Source organism: Streptomyces sp. NPDC003379 (genome assembly GCF_053589195.1).
This window is the reverse complement of record NZ_JBSFRK010000003.1, coordinates 40,885-58,705: the sequence shown is the minus strand read 5'-3', so window position 1 is coordinate 58,705 and position 17,821 is coordinate 40,885. Positions and strand designations below refer to the sequence as shown.

The 17,821-nt window shown below is 72.5% G+C and carries 16 protein-coding genes and 1 pseudogene; 6 read left to right on the top strand and 11 right to left on the bottom strand.

Translation table 11 applies throughout. The annotated features are described in order from the left end of the window. The first annotated feature begins 7 nt into the window (after positions 1 to 7). Positions 8 to 409, top strand: coding sequence for a hypothetical protein (locus ACWDVB_RS04150; protein ID WP_451513998.1), 402 nt, complete (start codon positions 8 to 10; stop codon positions 407 to 409). A 22-nt stretch (positions 410 to 431) separates the two neighbouring features. Here the strand turns inward: ACWDVB_RS04150 and ACWDVB_RS04145 are convergent, their stop codons facing one another. Together ACWDVB_RS04145 and ACWDVB_RS04140 are read right to left on the bottom strand one after the other, a co-directional pair. Continuing rightward, entirely contained in the window at positions 432 to 830 is a 399-nt protein-coding gene (locus ACWDVB_RS04145) for a hypothetical protein (protein WP_451513999.1), read from the bottom strand. Positions 831 to 847: 17 nt separating this feature from the next. Continuing rightward, positions 848 to 925, bottom strand: a pseudogene (locus ACWDVB_RS04140) (hypothetical protein); the annotation flags it as partial. A gap of 423 nt (positions 926 to 1,348) precedes the next feature. Between ACWDVB_RS04140 and ACWDVB_RS04135 the strand changes: the two are divergent. Further along, complete coding sequence (locus ACWDVB_RS04135; RefSeq protein WP_451514000.1) at positions 1,349 to 1,477, top strand: hypothetical protein; 129 nt, start codon at positions 1,349 to 1,351, stop codon at positions 1,475 to 1,477. Positions 1,478 to 1,529: 52 nt separating this feature from the next. Next, complete coding sequence (locus ACWDVB_RS04130; RefSeq protein WP_451514001.1) at positions 1,530 to 1,979, top strand: FhaA domain-containing protein; 450 nt, start codon at positions 1,530 to 1,532, stop codon at positions 1,977 to 1,979. Here the strand turns inward: ACWDVB_RS04130 and ACWDVB_RS04125 are convergent. Next, complete coding sequence (locus ACWDVB_RS04125) at positions 1,942 to 3,447, bottom strand: acyl-CoA synthetase (RefSeq protein ID WP_451514002.1); 1,506 nt, start codon at positions 3,445 to 3,447, stop codon at positions 1,942 to 1,944. The two genes, ACWDVB_RS04130 and ACWDVB_RS04125, sit on opposite strands and share 38 nt — an antisense overlap. Positions 3,448 to 3,553: 106 nt before the next feature. On the opposite strand from ACWDVB_RS04125, the gene ACWDVB_RS04120 reads away from it, so the two are divergent. Further along, the gene (locus tag ACWDVB_RS04120) at positions 3,554 to 5,968 is read left to right on the top strand and encodes a penicillin acylase family protein (protein ID WP_451514003.1); all 2,415 of its coding nucleotides are present in this window, start codon (positions 3,554 to 3,556) and stop codon (positions 5,966 to 5,968) included. 44 nt (positions 5,969 to 6,012) lie between these two features. Here the strand turns inward: ACWDVB_RS04120 and ACWDVB_RS04115 are convergent, their stop codons facing one another. The 4 genes from ACWDVB_RS04115 to ACWDVB_RS04100 are packed head-to-tail and all read right to left on the bottom strand — an operon-like array spanning position 6,013 to position 10,291. Next, on the bottom strand, positions 6,013 to 7,575 hold the full coding sequence (locus ACWDVB_RS04115) for an acyl-CoA synthetase (RefSeq protein ID WP_451514004.1): 1,563 nt from the start codon (positions 7,573 to 7,575) through the stop codon (positions 6,013 to 6,015). Between the two features lie 20 nt (positions 7,576 to 7,595). Then, positions 7,596 to 8,708, bottom strand: a complete 1,113-nt coding sequence (locus ACWDVB_RS04110) for an NAD(P)H-dependent flavin oxidoreductase (RefSeq protein WP_451514005.1) — start codon at positions 8,706 to 8,708, stop codon at positions 7,596 to 7,598. A gap of 54 nt (positions 8,709 to 8,762) precedes the next feature. Then, positions 8,763 to 9,653, bottom strand: coding sequence for a PaaX family transcriptional regulator C-terminal domain-containing protein (locus ACWDVB_RS04105; RefSeq protein WP_451514006.1), 891 nt, complete (start codon positions 9,651 to 9,653; stop codon positions 8,763 to 8,765). Beyond that, positions 9,650 to 10,291, bottom strand: a complete 642-nt coding sequence (locus ACWDVB_RS04100; RefSeq protein ID WP_451514007.1) for a GNAT family N-acetyltransferase — start codon at positions 10,289 to 10,291, stop codon at positions 9,650 to 9,652. Before ACWDVB_RS04100 ends, ACWDVB_RS04105 begins: the two co-directional genes overlap by 4 nt. 137 nt (positions 10,292 to 10,428) lie before the next feature. Between ACWDVB_RS04100 and ACWDVB_RS04095 the strand changes: the two genes are divergently transcribed. Beyond that, positions 10,429 to 11,496: an alpha/beta hydrolase family protein gene (locus tag ACWDVB_RS04095; protein ID WP_451514008.1), complete on the top strand. Its 1,068-nt coding sequence runs from the start codon at positions 10,429 to 10,431 to the stop codon at positions 11,494 to 11,496. Here the strand turns inward: ACWDVB_RS04095 and ACWDVB_RS04090 are convergent. The 4 genes from ACWDVB_RS04090 to ACWDVB_RS04075 form a co-directional block, all read right to left on the bottom strand. Further along, positions 11,472 to 13,040: a phytoene desaturase family protein gene (locus ACWDVB_RS04090; RefSeq protein WP_451514009.1), complete on the bottom strand. Its 1,569-nt coding sequence runs from the start codon at positions 13,038 to 13,040 to the stop codon at positions 11,472 to 11,474. The two genes, ACWDVB_RS04095 and ACWDVB_RS04090, sit on opposite strands and share 25 nt — an antisense overlap. Before the next feature lie 61 nt (positions 13,041 to 13,101). Beyond that, the gene (locus ACWDVB_RS04085) at positions 13,102 to 15,339 is read right to left on the bottom strand and encodes a tetratricopeptide repeat protein (RefSeq protein WP_451514010.1); all 2,238 of its coding nucleotides are present in this window, start codon (positions 15,337 to 15,339) and stop codon (positions 13,102 to 13,104) included. Beyond that, positions 15,321 to 16,265: an oxygenase MpaB family protein gene (locus ACWDVB_RS04080; protein WP_451514011.1), complete on the bottom strand. Its 945-nt coding sequence runs from the start codon at positions 16,263 to 16,265 to the stop codon at positions 15,321 to 15,323. Before ACWDVB_RS04080 ends, ACWDVB_RS04085 begins: the two co-directional genes overlap by 19 nt. 4 nt (positions 16,266 to 16,269) lie before the next feature. Beyond that, positions 16,270 to 17,286 (bottom strand): LuxR C-terminal-related transcriptional regulator, encoded by a 1,017-nt coding sequence (locus ACWDVB_RS04075; protein ID WP_451514012.1) that lies wholly within the window; start codon positions 17,284 to 17,286, stop codon positions 16,270 to 16,272. 166 nt (positions 17,287 to 17,452) lie between these two features. On the opposite strand from ACWDVB_RS04075, the gene ACWDVB_RS04070 reads away from it, so the two are divergent. After that, on the top strand, positions 17,453 to 17,815 hold the full coding sequence (locus tag ACWDVB_RS04070) for a hypothetical protein (RefSeq protein ID WP_451514013.1): 363 nt from the start codon (positions 17,453 to 17,455) through the stop codon (positions 17,813 to 17,815). Positions 17,816 to 17,821 lie beyond the last annotated feature (6 nt).

The window sequence follows — 17,821 nt, the reverse complement described above, 5'->3', positions numbered from 1 at the left end:
AAGTCTCATGCGTCGCTCTCTCGTATGTGTCTGCGCTGTTCTCTCGACTCTCGCGGCGTTCACTGCCGCGGTGCCGGCCGCCGCCGGGGAGCGGGCTCAGGGCCCGAAACCCGCGGGGTGCGGGAGTGACAGGGCCGCCTGGGCGGGAACGTACAAGCACGCCACGAAAGGGGGCACCTTCACGTTCAGGAAGAACGGCACGGCCACCCTCGCCGCACGGAGCGGAGCGACACGCTCCTTCACGTTCCAGGTGATCGAGTACGCGAAGGACGACTGGCGCGCCCGGCTCTCGTTCGCCGACAACGGCAGCCGCCTGGCCGACCTCGTCCCCCAGTGCGCCTCTCGACAGGCACCCGGTCGCGTCAGCCGGTTCAACATGCTCGGCCGGACCGACTTCGAACGCGGCTGAGCCGTCGGCCGCGGTGTGTTCGTCACGCCTGCCTTCGTGCGTGGAACAGGGCCACCGAGCCCACCACCGTCACCTCGTGGCAGGCGAACGTGCGGGTCAGTGCCGCCCGGAGGTCGTCGAGGCGGTCCTGGCGGTTGCACATGAAGCCCCGCCAGTCGGGGTGAGCGGGGAGTTGATGCCGTGGACGAGGGAGTCGTACGCCCTCCATCAGCCAGCCGATCGCGCGGTCGACCACGGGATCGGATCCAGCCCGGCCACCCGCGGCGGCCAGCGCGCGCAGGGTGATCGCCGTGTCCATGACGGGACAGGGGAAGATGCGCACCCGCCGTGTCCACTCACTCTGGACCTCGGCCCGGATGCAGTAGCGGTCGCACGCCTCCAGCGCGCCGCGGACGACCGGGTGCCGTACCCCAGCGACCACAGGGCGAGCGCACGCACCAACGTCTCCGTCCAGCTGCCGCCCCAACTCCGGTCCGGCTCCTGCCTGCTGAGCAACCAGCGCTCCGCCTTGTGCAGGGCCTTGCGGCGCAGCGGCTGCGGGGACGTCCGGTTGACGGCGTGCGCGGCACGGAGGGCGGCGGCGCCGGCCGCCTTCTTCGATCATGAGGTTCCGTGGCTGGGCGGAGCAGTTCTACCCGGCTGATCCCGGACGGGACGACAGTCCCGTACAGCCTTCCCGTCCCGTGCCTGTCGTGCCTGTCGACAAGGGATCGTCCGCGCCCGCCTGAAGGCCCGGTCCGCTCATCGGCACCACGGACGGGGGAATTGACGCGATGGCCATCCCGCCGCCCGGACACCGGGACGAGCGTCAGAAGATCCAGGACGCGTACGAGGCCGCACGGATCCTCTCCGGAAAATGGATATTCGCCGTGCTGCTCCAGCTGGCGGCGAGAGGCCCCAGCTGCCACAACGACCTGGCCGCAGCTCGTCGACCGGACGGTGCACGACGTCGGGGGCTCCGCGCCGCGCGTGCGCTACCGGCTGACGCCGAGGGGGTACTCGGTGCTGCCGATCATCGACGACCTGGCGGTCTGGTGGCAGGCGTCGGACTCGGCGGGCGAGCGGTGACGTCCGTCGAGCGCACGCCTGTGACCGCACCCCTCTGGGTGAGTGTGCGCGCATGAAGGCCGGGCACCCGACGACGATGGGACTCATCGGCTCCGTCGAACACGCCATGGAGAAATGGACCGACACACTGTGGACGCTGCTGCTTCCGCCCCGTCAGGAGCGGTGCGAAGTGGTGGCCATACTCCACCGTCAGTGCGACGAGAACGCGCTGATCCTGGACCGGGAACGGACCGTCGTGCCCAACGCCTTCGTCGTCGAGCTGCCCCCGCCCGTCCACCGGCAGCTCCGAGAGGCCGAGACCGAGGTGGACTACCATCTCGCCGCCCAGGTACGCCGCCACGCCGCGGAACAGGGTTACACCTTCGCCGGCCCCGTGGCCGTCGATCTACGCGCATCGGGCAGCAGCGCCATCGGCCGCTTCCGTATCCACAGCCACGTGGTGCCCCTGGACGGCTCTGAGGGCGTCACCCCTCGCCGAAACGGTCCCGCAGCTCCCGCTTGAGGATCTTCCCGCTGGCGTTGCGCGGCAGCTCGTCCACGAAGAGGACCCGCTTGGGCGCCTTGAAGGGGGCAAGTCTCTCTCTCGCGTGGGCGATGAGCCCGGCCTCGTCGAGCTCCGCGTCCTCACGGACCACGACGACGGCGGTGACCGCCTCGATCCAGCGCTCGTCGGGCAGCCCGATCACGGCGGCCTCCGCGACGCCCGGATGTTCGTACAGCGCGTCCTCGACCTGCCGCGAGGCGACGAGCACTCCGCCGGAGTTGATGACGTCCTTGACGCGGTCCACGACGGTGAAGTAGCCGTCCGCGTCCCGCACGGCGAGGTCGCCCGAGTGGAACCATCCGTCGCGGAACGCCTCGGCGGTCTCCTCCGGCTTCTCCCAGTAGCCGTCGCACAGCTGCGGCGACCGGTAGACGACCTCGCCGCGTGTGCCGTCCGGCACCTCCCGGCCCTGCTCGTCGACGACGCGCGCCTCGACGAACAGGACGGGCCGCCCGCAGGAGTCCATGCGCCCCGCGTGCTCGCCGGGCCCGAGGACGGTGGCGAGCGGCCCGATCTCGCTCTGCCCGAAGCAGTTGTAGAACCCGAGCCCCGGCAGCCCGGCCCGCAGCCGTTCCAGGACCGGCACCGGCATGATCGACGCTCCGTAGTACGCCTTGCGGAGCGCGCCGAGGTCGCGGGTGGCGAAGCCGGGGTGGTTCGAGAGGCCGATCCACACGGTCGGCGGCGCGAAGAGGCTGTCGGCGCGCCCCGCTTCGACGAGGTCGAAGATCCGTTCGGCGTCCGGCGCGTCGAGGACGGTGTTCTCGGCGCCGACCGCGAGGTAGGGCATGAGGAAGACGTGCATCTGCGCCGAGTGGTAGAGCGGCAGCGAGTGGACGGGCCTGTCGCTCTCCTTGAGGTCCAGGGCGGTGATCGCGCTCACGTACTCGTGGACCAGGGCGCGGTGCGACATCATCGCGCCCTTCGGCTGTGCGGTGGTGCCGGAGGTGTAGAGCAGCTGCGCCAGGTCGTCGCCGCCGGGGCCCTGCCCGTCGTACGCGGGTGACGCGGCGAGCCGCGCGAGGAGCGAGTCGTCCGTGTCGCGCAGGGCCAGGGCCGGCACGCCTGCCGGGAGGCGTGCCGTCAGGTCCGGGTCGGTGAGGACGAGTGAGCTGCCGGACTGGCGGACGATGTACGCGAGGTCGTCGCCGGTCAGGTTCTGATTGACCGGCACATGGACCAGGCCCGCCCGCGCGCAGGCGAGGAAGCCGATCAGGTAGGCGTCGGAGTTGTGGGCGTAGGCGGCGACCCGGTCGCCGGGGGCGGGGCCGTGGTCGCGCAGCACCCGGGCCGCGCGTGAGACGGCGTCGTCGAGTCGCTCGTACGTCCAGGACCGCTCGCCGTAGTGGAGCGCCGTGCTCCGTGGCGTGCGGCGCGCGCTGCGGCTGAGGACTCCGTCGACCGTGCTGTCGCGTACACCCGTCATGGCGTGATCCTGTGTCCCCCGCAGCGCCCCGGTCAAGGGACGACACAGATGACATACCGCTTGGTACGCTCAACCGCCCCTTCCGTCAAAGCTGTTGGGAGGCACCATGCGTACCCGTACGAGACGACTGGCCGCCGCCGGGATCACCTTGCTGACCGCCGTGGCCCTGCTGCCGGCCGGCGCGGCGGCCGCGCCGCGCGACGCCCACCCCTCGGGCGGCGGCCTGCACGCCACCGTCCGGTACACCCAGTACGGCATCCCGCACATCCTCGCCAAGGACTACGCGAACCTCGGCTTCGGCACCGGGTGGGCGCAGGCCGCCGACCAGGTGTGCACGCTCGCGGACGGCTATGTGACCGTACGCGGCGAGCGGTCCCGCCACTTCGGGCCGGACGCCTCTCCCGGATCCGCCCTGTCGTCGGCGTCCACGAACCTCAGCAGCGACCTGTACTTCGGTGGCGTACGGGACGCGGGCACCGTGGAGAAGCTGCTGAAGCAGCCCGCCCCGGCGGGCCCGAGCCGCCGGGCGAAGGAGCTGATGCGCGGCTTCGCCGCGGGCTACAACGCCTGGCTGAAGCAGAACCGCGTCACCGACCCGGCCTGCGCCAAGGCCGACTGGGTCCGCCCGATCACCGCCCTCGACGTGGCGCGGCAGGGCTTCGCCGTGCAGGTGCTCGGCGGGCAGGGGCGCGGCATCGACGGCATCACGGCCGCCCGGCCGCCGGGCACCGCGGGCACCGCGGGCAAGGACCGTGTGGCCGACCCGCGTCGCTCGGCGGAGGCCGCCCGGGAGCTGTTCTCGGCGCGGAACGCCGACATGGGCTCCAACGCCGTCGCGTTCAGCGGCGAGACCACCGCGAACGGCAAGGGCCTGCTGCTCGGCAACCCGCACTACCCCTGGCACGGCGGGCGCCGCTTCTGGCAGTCGCAGCAGACCATACCCGGCGAACTGAACGTCTCCGGTGCCTCGTTGCTCGGCACCAGCGCGGTCAACATAGGCTTCAACGCCGATGTGGCGTGGAGCCACACCGTCGCGACCGGCGTCACCCTGAACCTGCACCAGCTCACGCTGGACCCGGCGGAGCCGACCACGTATCTGGTGGACGGCAAGCCGCACAAGATGACGAAGCGGACGGTCACGGTGCCGGTCAAGGACGGCGCTCCCGTGACCCGCACCCAGTGGTGGACCCGCTACGGCCCCGTCGTCACCGGCCTCGGTCCGCAGCTCCCGCTGCCCTGGTCCTCGACCACGGCGTACGCGCTGAACGACCCCAACGCCATGAACCTGCGCGGCAGCGACACCAACCTCGGCTTCGGCAGGGCGCGTTCGACCGCCGGGATCCTCAAGTCCCTGCGCGACACGCAGGGGCTGCCCTGGGTGAACACCGTCGCGGCGGACCGGCGCGGCCACTCGCTGCTCACCCAGTCACAGGTGCTTCCCCGGATCACCGACGAGCTCGCGCAGCGCTGCAGCACGGCTCTCGGCAAGGTCACCTACCCGGCGTCGGGCGTGGCCGTGCTCGACGGTTCGCGGGGCGCGTGCGCGCTCGGCTCCGACAAGGACGCGGTGCAGCCGGGCATCTTCGGCCCGTCGAGGATGCCGACCCTCAAGGACGCCCCGTACGCGGAGAACTCCAACGACAGCGCCTGGCTGTCCAACGCCGACCGGCCGATCACCGGCTACGAGCGGGTCTTCGGGACCATCGGCACCCAGCGCTCGATGCGGACGCGCGGCGCCGTCGAGGACGTGGCGGCGATGGCGAAGAAGGGCCGTCTGACGGTCGCGGATCTGCAACGCCAGCAGTTCGCGAACCGCGTGCCCGCGGCGGATCTCGCGGCGGACGACACCGCGAAGGCGTGCGCGGCGCTGCCCGGCTCCACCGCGACGGGCAGTGACGGCAAGACCGTCGACGTACGCGAGGCGTGCACGGTCCTGGCGCGCTGGGACCACAGGATGGACACCGGCAGCCGGGGCGCGCTGCTCTTCGACCGCTTCTGGCGCAAGCTGACGGCGGCCGTGCCGAACGCGCGGCTGTGGAAGGTGCCGTTCTCGGCGGCCGACCCGGTACGCACCCCGAACACCCTCGACACATCGCTGCCGGGCTTCGCGACGGCGCTGGCGGACGCGGTGGCCGAGCTGACGGCGGCGGGGATCGCCCTTGACGCGCCGCTGGGCGAGAACCAGTACGTCGTACGCGGCGGAGAGCGCCTCCCGGTGCACGGCGGCACGGAGTCCCTCGGTGTCTGGAACAAGATCGAGGCGACCTGGGACGCGAAGGCCGGTTACACCGAGGTGGCGCACGGGTCGAGCCACATCCAGGCGGTCGGCTGGAACGACGGCCGCTGCCCGCGGGCCCGTACGCTCCTGACATACGCGCAGTCCTCCAACCCAAACTCCCCGCACTACAGCGACCAGACGCGGCTGTACGCGAAGGAGCGGTGGGTGACGTCCCGCTTCTGCGAGAAGGACATTCTCGGCGATCCCGCACTGAAGGTGGTGCGGGTGCGCGAGCGCCGCTGAGGCAGCGGGCCGGGCCCTCACGGCCCGGCCCGCCCGTCCCTGGGTCACATGGCGCGCTCGCGGCCCTCCCAGTAGGGGTCGCGCAGCCGCCGCTTGTACAGCTTGCCGTTCGGGTCGCGGGGCATGGTCTCGATGAAGTCGACGCTCTTGGGCCGCTTGTAGCCCGCGAGCCGCCGCTCGCAGTGGGCGAGGATCTCGGCGGCGAGCGCGTCGTCGGCGGCCCGGCCCTCGGCGACCTCGACGACGGCCTTGACCTGCTCGCCCCAGTCGTCGTGCGGAATCCCGAAGGCGGCGGCGTCGGCGACCGCCGGGTGGGTGAGCAGCGCCGATTCGATCTCGGCGGGGTAGACGTTCACTCCGCCCGAGATGATCATGTCGATCTTGCGGTCGCGCAGGAAGAGATAGCCGTCCTCGTCGAGGAGGCCGAGGTCGCCGACGGTGAAGAAGTCGCCGATGCGGTTCTTCCGCGTCTTCGACTCGTCCTTGTGGTACGAGAATCCGCCGGTGGACATCTTCATGTAGACGGTGCCGAGCTCGCCGGGCGGCAGACGGTTCCCGTCGTCGTCAAAGACGGCCAGCTCGCTGATGGGCCACGCCTTGCCGACCGTTCCCGGCTTCTGCAGCCAGTCCTGCGCGGTGGCGAAGGCGCCGCCGCCCTCGCTGGCCGCGTAGTACTCCTCGACGCACTCGCCCCACCACCCGATCATCGCCCGCTTCACATGGTCGGGGCAGGGGGCGGCGCCGTGGATGGCGTGCCGCATGGAGGACACGTCGTACGCGGCCTTCGTCGCGTCGGGCAGGGCGAGCAGACGGTGGAACTGGGTCGGCACCATGTGGGTGTGTGTGCACTGGTGCGCGTCGATGAGGCGGAGCATCTCCTCGGGCGTCCACTTGTCCATCACGACCAGCGGGTGGCCGATGTGCAGGGCGGCGCCCGCGAACTGGAGCACGGCGGTGTGGTAGAGCGGCGAGCAGACGAGGTGGACGTTGCCGTCGAAGGGCGTGATGCCGAAGATGCCGAGGAAGCCGCCGAGGTAGGACTCCTCGGGGAGCTTGCCGGAGAGCGGGCGGCGGATGCCTCGGGGGCGGCCGGTGGTGCCGGAGGTGTAGTTCATGACCCAGCCGAGCGTGCGGCCTTCGGGCACCGACTCGGGCCGTCCGTCGAGCAGTTGGCGGTAGGGGCGGAAGCCGGGCACGTCGCCGACGGCGTAGCGGCGGACCGCCGGGAGCGCCGCCTCGTCGGCCGCCGCCACGGCCGCGTCGGCGAACCGTTCGTGTGCGATCAGCACCTTGGCGCCGGAGTCGGCGACGATCCAGGCGATCTCGGGGCCGACCAAGTGGTGGTTGACGGGGACGAGGTAGAACCCGGCCTGGGCGGCGGCCAGATACGCGGTGAGGAACTCCACGCCGTTGGGCAGCACGACGGCGAACGCGTCGCCGCGCTCCAGACCGGCGGCCCGCAGCCCGTGCACCAGCTGGTTGGCGGCGCCGTGCAGCCGGCCCGCCGTCCACTCCTCGCCGCCGGGGGCGACGAGCACGGTGCGGCCGGGGTCGGCCGTGGCCTGCGCCCAGAAGCCGTTGGGGGGTGTGCTGACGGGCGTACTCACGGACCTGCTCCCGGGTGTGCTCACGACTGGCTTCCCCTTCCCGCGATGCGGTTGATCCGGTCGACGGCCCGCTCGAAACCGCGCGTCAGATCGTCGAAGACGGCCTGGACGGTGCGCTCGCTGTTCATCCGGCCGACGATCTGCCCGACCGGGGTGCCGAGCAGCTCCTGAACCTCGTACTTCTGGATGCGGGACACGGCTTCGGCGACGAGAAGGCCCTGGAGCGGCATCGGCAGCGTTCCCGGACCCTGCGGGTCGTCCCAGGCGTCGGTCCACCGCGTACGCAGCTGGCGTGCGGGTTTGCCGGTCAGGGCCCGGGAGCGGACCGTGTCGCCGGAACCGGCGGCCAGCAGTTTCCGCGTCAGGGCGGGCGAGTGCAGGTCGGCCTCCGTGGTGGTGAGCCAGAGGGAGCCGAGCCAGGCGCCCTGGGCGCCGAGCGCGAGCGCGGCCGCGATCTGTTCCCCGCTGCCGATGCCCCCGGCGGCGAGCACCGGCAGCGGCGCGACGGCCTCGACGGCTTCGGGGGTGAGCACCATGGAGGCGATCTCACCGGTGTGGCCGCCCGCCTCGTACCCCTGGGCCACGACGATGTCGATCCCGGCGTCCGCGTGCTTGCGGGCGTGCCGGGCGCTGCCGGCGAGGGCGGCGACGAGGACGCCGTTGGCGTGTGCGCGCTCGATCACGTCGGCCGGGGGTGAACCGAGCGCGTTGGCGAGGAGTCCGATCGGGTAGTCGAAGGCGACGTCGAGCTGGTCGCGGGCGACCTGCTCCATCCAGCCGGTGATGCGCCAGCCGGACGCCTCGCCCTCGGCCAGCTCGGGCACGCCGTGTCGGGCGAGGGTGTCCTTGACGAACTGCCGGTGCCCCTCGGGGATCATCGCCTCGACGTCGGCCTCCGTGACGCCCTCGACCTTCTTGGCGGGCATGACGACATCGAGTCCGTACGGCTTGCCGTCGACGTGCTCCTGAAGCCAGTCGAGGTCTCTGGCCAGTTCGTCGGGCGCCGTGTAGCGGACCGCGCCGAGCACTCCGAACCCGCCCGCCCTGCTGATGGCGGCGGCCACCGCGGGGAAGGGCGTGAAGCCGAAGATGGCGTGCTCGACTCCCAGTCTCCTGCTCAACTCCGTCTGCATGGCGGCAGGATGCCGCAGCGGCCCGTACGAGGGAAGGGCTTTTCTGATGCTGCGTCAGATTCTCTCGCCGCTGCGGGCCTCCTGGGTGATGTCGGCGTACAGGCGGAAGACGGCCGGTCCGGCTCCGCCGTCGTCCCTGGCGCGCAGGGCCGCCCAGCACCGGGCGATCAGCTCCCGGGCCTGGGCACCGGGCCAGGGGCGGGGCAGCAGCTCGGGCGGCAGCAGCGGATCGGGCTCCATGGCGCGGCTGAGCTCGGCCGCCAGCTCGATGGCGACGGTGAGGAGTTCCGCCGGGGAGAGCGCGGCGGAGCCCGTGAGCCGGTCCAGGCGCGGCCGTGCGACGCGGCCGAGCCGGTGGTAGCGGTCGGCGATCTCCGTCAGGGGCCAGAGCTCGCGGACGAGTGCGACGGGGTCGCTCGTGTCGCCCCTGCGCAGATCCGTCGTGGTCAGGAGGGTGAGCGCGCCGTGCACCTGAAGGCGGCGGGCCGCCTCCTCGACGTACGGCTCCCAGGCGTTGGCGCAGACGTACAGCCCGCCCTGGAGCGGTGCGCCGCCGAGGTGGACGAGTGTCTCGCGCAGCGAGTCACGGGCCGTGCGCGCCGATTCGGGCACCGCGAAGGCGGCCAGGTGCCAGACGCCGTCCCAGGGCGCCTGTCCGGCGTCCTGCCGGAAGGCGTGGCGCAGGAAGTCCGCGTTCGGGGCGAGGGCGCGCGTGGTGTCCGCGGTCGCGCGCAGCTCCGCCTTGCGGCCCCGGCCCTCGTGGGTGAACCGGCCCTCGGCGACCAGGCGCTTGACGCACAGCCGCACCTGCTGATCGCTCATGCCCAGGGTGTTGGCGACGGTGTACAGCTCGTCCGCGGCGACCGTGCCGTCCTCGCGGATCAGCGCGTGGACGAGCATGCGGGTGGGGACCTCGACGTGGTCCGTCCCTGCGTTCGCGGTCATTTCGTCCCTCTCGCTCCGACGGCGCGGCGCATGGTGGTCACCGCGCCGAATCCCAGCAGTGCGCGCAGGTAGGGCGTGCGCTCGGTCCGTACGGCCGTGAAGCCGCGCCGCTCGTAGAGGGCCCTGGCGCGCGGGTTGGTGTCGATGACGTCCAGTCTGATCTCCCGGCAGGCCGCCTCCGTCGCCAGGGTGGCCACTTCCTCGATGAGCAGGCTCCCGACTCCGCGGCCCCGCATGCGCGCGTCCACGGCGATGCCGTCCATCACGAGCTGGCGCGGCGCCGGCCGGCGTTCGAAGAGGGCGAGGAGCAGGATCCGGTGCAGCCCCCGCACATGACCGTACGCGCGCAGCACGGCGGCGGCCGATCCGCCGGTGAGCGAGCGGCCGCCGAGCTGGTAGCCGGCGAGGCCGACGAGCTGCCCGTCGAGGAGGGCGCACACCGCGCGGTCGCCGTTGAGGTGGGCCGCGATGAAGGGCACCGCCTTGTCCGGCGGGTTCAGCGCGGGGCCGAGTTTGCGGCCGAAGGCCTCCCAGTACAGCTCGGCCGCCCGGCGTTCGGCGCCCGCCGGAACGCCCCGCAGGACCGTCACCGGTCCGCCGTCGGCGCCCGTCCCCACGCTCGTCGCATCGGCTTCCATGCCGCCACCTTCCCTCTCTCACTGCCATCCGGATCCCGCGTTGCCGCCGGATAATAAACCTATCACTCACCTAACGATCGTAGAAGTAATGATAGTTTTCGGCCCTCCGGCAATCCGAACAATGGAGGTCGCCTCCCGTGCGCCCATCTCTCAAGTCGATCAAGCCGCGTCGGCGCGGACTCCGCGTCGCCGTGTGGTCGCTCGTCGCCGCCCTGACTCTCGCCGCCGGACTCGGCGGTGTGGTGCTGTGGCAGAACTCCTACGCCATGGACGAGCGGCGGGTCTCGATCCGCCATGGCGGGCACACCCTGCGCGGCGTGCTCGCCACGCCCCGGGACGGCCGCGAGCGGCACGGTCTCGTCGTGTACGTCCATGGCGACGGGCCCGTCGACGCGACCCACGAGGACGGCTACAAACCCATGTGGGAGGCGAACGCGCGAGCCGGGTACGCCTCCCTCTCCTGGGACAAGCCCGGCGTCGCGGGCGCTCCCGGCGACTGGCTCGGCCAGTCCATGGCGGACCGGGCCGACGAGGTGACCGCCGCCATCGCGTGGGCGCGGGCGAGACCGGACATCGACGGCGACCGGATAGGGCTCTGGGGCGCCAGTCAGGCGGGCTGGGTCCTGCCGAAGGTCGCCGCCAGGACGCCGGTGAGTTTCGTCATCGCCGTCTCGCCCGCGGTCAACTGGCTCCGCCAGGGCCGCTACCACCTCCTCGCCGGACTGCGCGCCGACGGCGCGTCCCGAGCCCGCGTCAGAACCGAGGTCGCGAGGAGCGACGCCACCCGCCGACTGCTGAAACGCCACGCCCCGTTCGAGGAGTACGTGAAGTCGACGGGCGGCGACGCCGACGGCATGACCGACGCGCGCTGGCGCTTCATCTCCAGGAACTACACGGCCGACGCGACGGACGACCTGCGGGCCCTGCGCGGCGTACCGGTGCTGCTGACCCTCGCGGGCCACGACCTCAACGTGGACACGGCCGAGACGGAACGCGTCTATCGCAGGGTGCTGTCAGGCGGCGGCGCGCTGACGGTCGAGCACTATCCGGACGCGGCCCACTCCCTGGTCAAGCGGTCCGTCGAGCGGTCCGGCGCAAGGACCACGCTCACCGCCCTCTTCTCGCCCAGGTCACTCTTCGCGGACGGGTTCCTGGCGGACCAGCGGCGGTTCCTGCGGGCTCAGGCGCGCTCGTCGAGGGCGTAGAGCGTGGCCATGGCGGCGTTGTGGCCCGGGATGCCGCTGACGCCCCCGCCGCGCGCGGCGCCCGCCCCGCACAGCAGGACGTTCGCGTGCCGGGTCTCCACGCCCCAACGCCCGCTCCCCTTCTCTGCGTAGGGGAAGGCGAGGTCGCGGTGGAAGATGTGGCCGCCGGGCAGCCGCAGGTCCCGCTCCAGGTCGAGCGGGGTCTTCGCCTCGACGCAGGGGCGGCCCTCCGCGTCGGGTGCGAGGCAGTCGGCGATCGGCTCGGCGAGGTGCGCGTCGAGCTGGGCGAGGGTCGACTTCAGGAGGTCGGCGCGGACCGCGTCGTTGTCCCGGGCGAAGAGCCTGGCGGGCGTGTGCAGTCCGAAGAGGGTGAGGGTGTGGTAGCCGCGCTCGACGAGGTCGGGGGCGAGGATCGTCGGGTCGGTGAGCGAGTGGCAGTAGATCTCGGAGGGCGGCGCCGCGGGCGGGGCCCCGGCGGCGGCCTGGGCGTACGCCGTCGCCAACTCCCCGTACCCCTCGGCGATATGGAAGGTCCCCGCGAAGGCGTCGCACGGGTCGACGGACGGGTCACGGAGTCTCGGCAGCCGCTTGAGCAGCATGTTGACCTTGAGCTGGGCGCCTTCGGCGGGCGCGGGCGGCTCGTCGCCGAGGAGGGCGGCGAGGACCTGCGGGGAGGCGTTGACGAGGACGTGCCGGGCGGCGACGGTCCGCTCGCCGCTGTCGCCTTCCCGGTAGGTGACTTCGCCGCGCCGCCCGTCGGTGGCGATCCGCGTCACCTCGCAACCGGTGCGCAGCCGGGCGCCCGCGATACGCGCGGAGTCGGCGATGGCTCCGGTGAGGGCGCCCATGCCGCCGACGGGCACGTTCCAGTCGCCGGTTCCGCCGCCGATGACGTGGTGGAGGAAGCAGCGGTTCTGCCGCAGGGACGGGTCGTGGGCGTCGGCGAAGGTGCCGATGAGGGCGTCGGTGAGGACGATCCCGCGCACCAGGTCGTCGGCGAAGCGTTCCTCGATCGCCGTGCCGATGGGCTCTTCGAAGAGGATGCGCCAGGCGGTGGCGTCGTCGACGCGGGCGCGCAGTTCCTCGCGGCTCGGCAGGGGTTCGGTGAGCGTGGGGAAGACCCGGCGGGCGACCTGCCCGGTCATGGCGTAGAAGCTTCGCCAGGCGTCGTACTCCCGGTCGCTCCCGGTGAGCCGCGCGAAGGCGTGGCGGGTGCGGGCCTCGCCGCCGCCGACGAGCAGGCCCGTGGGGCGGCCGGCGCGCTCGGCCGGGGTGTAGGAGGAGATGGTGCGGGTGCGCACCCTGAAGTCCAGGCCGAGATCCCGGACGATCTTCTTGGGGAGGAGGCTGACGAGGTACGAGTAGCGGGACAGCCGCGCGTCGACCCCGGGGAAGGGCCGGCTGGAGACGGCGGCGCCCCCGGTCCCGGCGAGCCGCTCCAGGAGCAGTACGGACCGTCCGGCGCGGGCGAGATAGGCGGCGGCGACAAGACCGTTGTGACCACCGCCGACGACCACGGCGTCATACACAGCACGATCGGGCATGACTCTTCCTAGCACGGGGACCGCCGGCCGGGAATCCGTCCGCCGCGGGCGGCCACGCCGCTCAGTGGCTCCCGGCGGCCCGCTGCTGACGGAGCGCCGCCACCCTGCGGTACAGCTCGACCGCCTCCGTGCCGCGGCCCAGCTGCTCCAGGCAGTGCGCCTCGTCGTTGCGGCTGGCCAGGGCGTCGGGGTGGTCGGCGCCGAGGACCTGCTCGCGGGCGGCGGCGACCCCGCGGTACTCCGTGAGCGCGTCGGCCCAGCGGCCGAGCCAGCCGAGGCCGACCGCGACCTCCCTGCGGCTGACCAGCGTGTCGGGATGGTCGGCGCCGAGCACCCGCTCTCGTATGGCGCACACGTCCCGCGCCTCCGCGAGGGCTTCCTCCCAGCGGCCCTGCCGGCCGAGGTTCACGCCGAGCCCGTGCCGTGCCCGCAGGGTCTCCGGGTCGGCGGGGCCGTTGACGCGCGTACGGTCGTCGATCAGATCGCGGTACAGCTCCAGGGCCTCGGCGCTGCGCCCGAGCCTGCCGAGGCTGATGCCGACCTCGTAGCGGGCGGCGAGCGTGTCGGGGTGGTCGGGGCCGAGCGCCCGCACCCGCGCATCGGCGACTTCGCGGTAGGTCTGCAGGGCTTCCGGCCAGCGGCCCAACTGCCCGAGCGCGTACGCCACTTCGTAGCGGGTGACGAGCGTGTCGGGGTGGGCGGCGCCCAGGACGCGGGCGCGGGCCGCGGCCACCTCTTCGGCCAGGCGGTAGGAGTCCTCCAGGCGGCCGAGGCGGCTGAGGTTGTACGCGAGGTTGTGGCGGCAGCGCAGCGTGTCCGGGTGGTCGGGGCCCGCCGTGCGCTCACGGACGGCGAGCACCGAGGTGTACACCTGGTGGGCCTCGAAGTGCCGCCCGAGCTGTCCGAGTACGTACGCCGTCTCCTGGCGGGCGGCGAGCGTCTCGGGGTGGTCGGGGCCGAGGGAACGCTCCCGCCCCTGGGCGACCCGGCCGTACTCGCGCAGCGCGTCGGCGGCGCGCCCGGTGCGGCTGAGTGTGAACCCGACCTCGTACCGGCTGGCGAGCGTGTCGGGGTGGTCGGGGCCGAGGACGTGCTCGCGCTCGGCCGCGACCGCGCGGTGCACCTCGCCCGCCTCCGCCCAGCGCCCGAGCCTGCCGAGGCTCAGCCCCGCGTTGTGGCGGCTGGTGAGGGTGGCCACCAACTCCGGTGACGGGGCGGGGCGTTCGGGCTGCCGGGGCACGGCCGTCCGGCGTGCGTCGACGCGCGGGATCCACTCGCCGGTCAGGCCGGCCGCCGCGTCGGGCGGTGTGGCGCGCAGCACGGAGGCGCCGCTCGCCTTGTGCCCGGTGGTCATGCCGCGGGTCCAGGAGGGCAGCCGCGGCTCGCCGGACGGCGGCTGCCCGGGGCGGCGCACCTGGGGTGTGACGACGGTCGGGACGTACGAGGGTGTGGCGCGGCCCGCGGCGATGCGGCGGCGCAGCTCCCGCGCGTCCGGGGGCCGGTCGCCGGGGTCCTTGGCGAGCAGGCCGAGGACGACGTCCTCGAAGTACGCGGGCAGTTCCCCGCGGTGGCGGCGCGGCGGCTCGGGGATGGTGTCGCGGTGTCCGACGAGGACGGCCCAGGCGTCCTCCAGGTCGAACGGCGGGGCGCCGGTGGCGATCTCGTAGAGCACGCAGCCGAAGGAGTACAGGTCGCTGCGCTGGTCGACGGGTTCGCCGCTGATCTGCTCGGGCGACATGTAGTGCGGCGTGCCCATCGCGATGCCGGTGCCGGTCAGGCGTGAGGTGAAGCCGATGTCGGCGCCGAGCCGGGCGATGCCGAAGTCGCAGATCTTCACGGTGCCGTCGGAGAGCAGCATGATGTTCGCGGGCTTCAGGTCCCGGTGCACGATGCCCTGTTCGTGGGTGTACGCGAGAGCGGCGGCGACCTGGTCGGCGATCTCCACGACGTCGGCGACGGGCAGCGGATGCTGTTTGTTGTCCTCCAGGAGCTGACTGAGGTTGCGGCCTTCGAGGAGCTCCATCACCAGATAGAGCACGCCGTCGTACTCACCGAAGTCGTGGACGACGGTGACGCCCCGGTGCTGGAGTCCCGCCGCCACCCGCGCCTCGCGGCGGAAGCGCTCGCGCAGCACGCGGGTGAAGGACTGGTCGTGGTGGTGGCCCATCGGCTTGAGGCATTTGACGGCGACCTGGCGGCCGAGCGACTCGTCGCGCGCCCGCCACACCTCGCCCATGCCTCCGCGCCCGATCAGATCCAGAAGCCGGTAGCGGCTCTGGATCAGCCTGGTTTCCGCCATCTCGTGCTGTCGCCCCCGTTGCCTCGCTGCGCCCTCCCCGGCCCGTCCAGTATGGCGTCCCGACTGTCGAGTCTGTACGGGGCGGGGCGGCTGCCGGGCCCGAGGCGGGCCATGGCGCGCAGGATGTGCCGGGGCGGCAGTTGCCAGCGCACACGCGGGGGGACGGCGCGCAGGGCGGTGCCGGTGAGAGTCAGGCGCCGGGTCACCGTGGGGGGCGGTGGGGCGGTTCTGCCGTACAGCTCGTGGGCGTACGGCGGCAGGGAGGCGTACGCCAGATCGGCCACACGCCGCCACAGCAGGGCGCGCGCCGGGACGAGCAGGGGGTGCGTCGGCGGGCTCCGCAGGAAGTCGTCGACGGCGCGGGCGTCGGGCCCGGCGGTCAGCTCGGGGCGCACCTGGTCGAAGTACGCGGCGAGTCCGGCCGTGGAGCCGGGTACGTCGTCGGGGTCGAGGCCGACCAGCCGGGCGCTCCGCCGGTGTTCGCCGACGTAGCGGTCGGCGAGCGCGTCGGGCATCCGGATCCCTGATCGGCGTACGACATGGAGGTAGGAGTCGATCTCCGCGCAGTGCACCCAGAGCAACAGTCCGGGCTCGTCGACGCCGTACCGCTCCCCCGTGTCCGGGTCGGTGGCCGTGAGCATCGTATGGATCTTGCGCACGCGGGCGCCCGCCTTCTCGGCGGCCTCGGTCGTGCCGTAGGTGGTGGTGCCGACGAAGTGGGCGGTGCGCATCAGGCGGCCCCAGGCGTCCTTGCGGAAGTCGGAATTCGTCATGACTCCGCGTACGGCGCGGGGGTGGAGGGCCTGGAGGTAGAGGGCGCGGATCCCGGCGACCCACATCATGGGGTCGGAGTGGACCTGCCAGGTGACCGACGCCGGTCCGAAGAGTCCGGGGTCGGGCGGGGCGGCGGGCGTGTGCTCGGGCATGGTGCTATTCGTCCCCTCTCAGCCAGCCCTTCGCGACCGCCCGCGCACCCGCCTGGAAGCGGCTGCGCGCTCCCAGCTTCTCCATCAGGTCGGCGGCGATGCGGCGTGCGGTGCGCGGGGAGACGCCGAGGCGTTTGGCGACGGCCTCGTCGGTGAGGCCGTGGGCCAGCATCTTGAGGACTTCGGCCTCTTGGGGGGTCAGGCCGTCCTCGTCGCGGTCGCGGGCGGCGCCGCCTAGCGGGGTGGCCTTCTCCCACAGGGAGTCGAACAGGGCGCAGAGTGCGGTGAGCATGCCGTCCGCGCCGAGGACGAGGGCGCCGGCGGCGCTGTTCTCCCCGTTGACGGGAACGATGGCGACATCGCTGTCCAGGATCATCAGGCGGATCGGCAGGGAGGGCGTGGTCCTCACCTCGCCGCCGACTTCCGTGAGCCACTTGGCGTAGGCGACGGTGGCCGGGCTGTTCCGCACGCTGTCGAGGTACAGCGTGCGCATGCGCACGCCGCGGCCGAGGAGCTCCTCGTCCTGCGGTTTGGCCGCGTCCATGCTGGCGGCGCTCTGCGCACCGCCGGGGGCGAAGGTCATCACCTCGGCCTTGACCTCGCGGACGAGCACGTGGATGCGGTCCCGGATCTCCTCGATTCCCTCGAGCTGTTCGACGTCGGCCACGCTCTTGCGGGGGCGGCTGGCGGCGAAGTCGGCGGCGAGGCGGGTGGCGGCGGCGCGGAGCCGCTCGACCCGCTGCTGTTCGGCCACGAGCCGTTCCTGCTGCTGGGCGATGAGGGCCTGGATGCCCAGCTCCGGGTCGACGGCGCGGAAGATGTGGGGTTCCTCCAGGCAGGGCCGGATCAGCGCCAGTCCGCTCAACCTGTCCAGCGAGTCGCCCAGTTCGGCTTCGGAGAGGCCCAGTATCCCCCGCAGTTCGTCGAGGTTCGCCTGCGGCTGGGCCAGGAGGGCCTTGTAGACATGCGCGCAGGTGTCGTCCAGTCCGAGCGCGTCCAGCACCCCGCCCCCTGAGTCCACCCGTCGATCCCTATCACACCATTGCTATCAAGCCGCGGGGAACGGCGGGAGATGCCCACATTCTCTGTCCGAAAACCGCCGTGGTGCTGGCCGTTTCGGGACCTGGCATAGACCGGCCCGCGAGCTGGTCTTGTTGGCTCCGCGTCGCCTTCAGCAAGCTCGGACGATGCAGCTTGTTCACGCACGGGTCCGGTTGGCCGTCGATCCCCCTGAGCCCGAGCGCCTCAGGGCGATCTTCCGGTCCCACGCACGTCGGCATGAAGGGATCCAGCACATCAGCATCCATCCGGACGCGGACCGGAAGCTGACGGTCGGGGTCTACGTGACCGCCGATTCGGTGTGCGAGGCGGAGGACACGGCGCGTGTGTTCGTGACGCGCACGCTGGAGTGCGAGTACGCGCTTCGGGGCGCCCGTGTCGCCGCGTGCTCGGCGGCGCTGGTACCGCAGTTCTACGACGGGCTCTGCGGCACCGGGGACGACGGTGGACGGTCTATGCGAGGGCCGGATCAGGACACCGGTCAGACCTAGCGGCGC

Bases quoted from the DNA above. Each gene is read 5' to 3' on its own strand.
- ACWDVB_RS04090 (WP_451514009.1), bottom strand. From the start codon at position 13,040: ATGCCCGATCGTGCTGTGTATGACGCCGTGGTCGTCGGCGGTGGTCAC.
- ACWDVB_RS04070 (WP_451514013.1), top strand. From the start codon at position 17,453: ATGCAGCTTGTTCACGCACGGGTCCGGTTGGCCGTCGATCCCCCTGAG.
- ACWDVB_RS04100 (WP_451514007.1), bottom strand. From the start codon at position 10,291: ATGGAAGCCGATGCGACGAGCGTGGGGACGGGCGCCGACGGCGGACCG.
- ACWDVB_RS04125 (WP_451514002.1), bottom strand. From the start codon at position 3,447: ATGACGGGTGTACGCGACAGCACGGTCGACGGAGTCCTCAGCCGCAGC.
- ACWDVB_RS04130 (WP_451514001.1), top strand. From the start codon at position 1,530: ATGAAGGCCGGGCACCCGACGACGATGGGACTCATCGGCTCCGTCGAA.
- ACWDVB_RS04085 (WP_451514010.1), bottom strand. From the start codon at position 15,339: ATGGCGGAAACCAGGCTGATCCAGAGCCGCTACCGGCTTCTGGATCTG.
- ACWDVB_RS04150 (WP_451513998.1), top strand. From the start codon at position 8: ATGCGTCGCTCTCTCGTATGTGTCTGCGCTGTTCTCTCGACTCTCGCG.
- ACWDVB_RS04110 (WP_451514005.1), bottom strand. From the start codon at position 8,708: ATGCAGACGGAGTTGAGCAGGAGACTGGGAGTCGAGCACGCCATCTTC.
- ACWDVB_RS04105 (WP_451514006.1), bottom strand. From the start codon at position 9,653: ATGACCGCGAACGCAGGGACGGACCACGTCGAGGTCCCCACCCGCATG.
- ACWDVB_RS04120 (WP_451514003.1), top strand. From the start codon at position 3,554: ATGCGTACCCGTACGAGACGACTGGCCGCCGCCGGGATCACCTTGCTG.
- ACWDVB_RS04080 (WP_451514011.1), bottom strand. From the start codon at position 16,265: ATGCCCGAGCACACGCCCGCCGCCCCGCCCGACCCCGGACTCTTCGGA.